Below are 1,824 nucleotides of genomic sequence, written 5' to 3' on the forward strand. Positions count from 1 at the left end.
CCCCAGATCATAAAGCTTGGCCAGCAGGGTGGATGATTTCATCGGGGCACCATTGTCGGAGTGCAAGACCAATGGCTGCCGCCAGCATTGCTCCACCATAAAGCCCCTTTGGATGAGCGCAGCGGCATACTCGCCACTCTCCTCCGTATGGACCTCCCAGGCCACCGCCTTGCGGCTGTATAAATCCTCAAAGAGATAGAGATAGTAGTACTGCCCCCGCACCGGCGACGGCAAGTACGTGATATCCCAAGACCAGACGGTATTGGCTGCGGTGGCCGTATGGGTGGTGGGTAACTTCCCTTTGCGGGGCGGGTGCGCACGACCCCGTCGTGCGTTCATACCTTCGGCCTTGAGGATTCGGTAGAAAGTGGACTCCGATGCCAGATAAACCCCCGCATCCGCCAGCCGTGGCACGATCTGGGTGGGTGGCAGGTGTGCGGTATCCGGACGATGACAGGCGTCCAGCACTTCCTGCACCTCGGCTTCACTCAGCTTGTTGCTGGGTGCCGGTCGTTCCACCGTCGTGCGGGCATCCGCCTTCACCATTCCCTGCTCCTCTGTCCATCGCTGGACGGTACGTAATGATAAGCCCGCTTCTGTGCTGGCCCGCGACCGGCGCGCACCACTGTCAGCCGCTTCCTGTATCCAGGCGATCAATTGTTGCCGCTCCAGGACCGGGGTTAATCTTCCCCGATGTCGTCCCCCCAGAGGGCGTTCAATTTTTTTCGCAAGATCAGCAGCGCAGCCGCCTCGGCTAAGGCCTTGTCTTTGCGACGCAGTTCCCGCTCCAACTCACGAATCCGTTTCTGGTCTGCACGACCTTGCGCACCCGCTGTCTGTTTCTGTTGGGTGGCGGTCTGCTGCCCAACGATACAGGCATGTTTCCACCCTTTTACCTGGTCTGGATACAGCCCTTTCTCCCGGCAATATGCGCTCAACTCCACCTCGGACAGCAGTGCCGTTTCCACCACCGCTGCCAACTTGGACTCGGCAGACCAACACTCTGCGGTCTTCTTGGTCACTGCACTCATCGTCCCACTCGCTATCGCCTGCTTACGCCAATGGTACAGCGTAACATCAGAAATCCCTTCCTGTTTGGCCAGTTCTGGCACAGATAAACTGGTGGGCGGTAACATCTTCTGCAATACAGCGGCCTTACGTTCTGCTGAATAACTCTTCATCTCGATAATCCACTTTCCGCCCCCAACCTGCACCTGACTCCATTTCAGAGAGGCGACAACTACCCTGACACCGGGGGGTGGCCGATTTGCTCTTGGAATAGGGAATTACGAGGCCAAACAAAAATTTCGAGGGTTTGGGCTTACACCCCCACCATGAACGATTCACCCACACATTCAGGCTCCACCACCACCCCCCGGCTATCATCTGATATAGGCAAATGGTACGCTCCGACTTTACACCAGTTCGCGATGGTTTGTTTGGGTGTATCTAATTCATTTGCAATAGTTTTCAAGCTTTTGCCTTGCGCTCGCATCAGTATTGCCATATTTCTTTTGGGGGCACTGGCTTCACGTCTTTTTTTTGCGCTGGCTTTTTGGCGTTTCCGTTGCTTGTCTGAACCATGCGTGCTGTGGATAAACTCTTGACGGGAATCAGGTGCCATATGCTTCCATACCCATTTAGCAATTGATCTGGCGGTTGCGCCCACATCACAATCGGGCAATGGCACCTTAAAATTATCGTTTATGTTATCCAGATTACGTTTTACTGCATCTAACCATCGCTTGTACCCATCCGGTGTCCAATGCTCTCTAACGGCCTTGTAAGCCCATACACGCCCTAACTCAAAAATCATGACGTGAC

Annotated in this window: 1 protein-coding gene and 1 pseudogene; both read right to left on the reverse strand. The window is 54.9% G+C overall.

Going from position 1 to position 1,824, the window contains the following annotated elements:
• Positions 1-1,181, reverse strand: a pseudogene (locus AC2VLY_RS12670) (DDE-type integrase/transposase/recombinase); the annotation flags it as partial.
• A gap of 140 nt (positions 1,182-1,321) precedes the next feature.
• The coding region (locus AC2VLY_RS12675; protein ID WP_486922393.1) for a primase C-terminal domain-containing protein at positions 1,322-1,824 on the reverse strand (503 nt) is incomplete at its 5' end.

Source organism: Acidithiobacillus sp. TH-A36, from assembly GCF_057473445.1.